A 561-nucleotide genomic window follows, 5' to 3' on the forward strand; every position below is an offset into this window, starting at 1 on the left:
GGTCGCGGAGGCCGCGGCGCTCGCGGCCGGAGGCGAACTGCTCGTGCCCAAGCGGCGGTCGACCGGGGCGGGCGGGGGGCCCGGACGGGTGACGTGCGCGGTGGCCCGCGCCGGGTAGTGTCCGGTCCCGCCCGCCGTTGTCCGTCCCTGTACGTCCTCTCGTACGTCCCGCAAGGAGCCCGCCCCGTGCACACTCCTCCCCCGGCTCTGCTCGCCGCCCTGGAACGGCGGCTCGACGACCTCTCGGGCGGCGGCGCCCGCACCCCGTACGACCGGGCGGAGGTGACGGTGCTGCTCGTGGGGGACGGCTCGGCCGACGCGGCGGTCAATGCCGAACTCCTCGCGGCGGCACGGATGTTGTGGGAGGGCAGCGGTTACGCGGGGGTCGAGACCGCCTTCGTGTCGGGGGCGGCGCCCGACGTGCCGTCGGGGCTCGACCGGTGCGCGGCGCTCGGGGCGCGGCGGGTGATCGTGCTGCCGTACGGGGCGCTGTCCTCGGACCGGTGGACGGCGCAGGCCGAGGGGTGGGCCGACGCGCGCCCCGAGGTGGTGGTGCGGTGC

The 561-nt window shown here is 77.9% G+C and carries 1 pseudogene; it reads left to right on the forward strand.

Annotated elements, in window-relative coordinates:
* Positions 1 to 180: 180 nt before the first annotated feature.
* Positions 181 to 561 (forward strand): annotated as a pseudogene (locus G3I40_RS41325) (CbiX/SirB N-terminal domain-containing protein); the annotation flags it as partial.

Source organism: Streptomyces sp. SID14478, from assembly GCF_010548525.1.
Classification (GTDB): Bacteria; Actinomycetota; Actinomycetes; order Streptomycetales; family Streptomycetaceae; genus Streptomyces.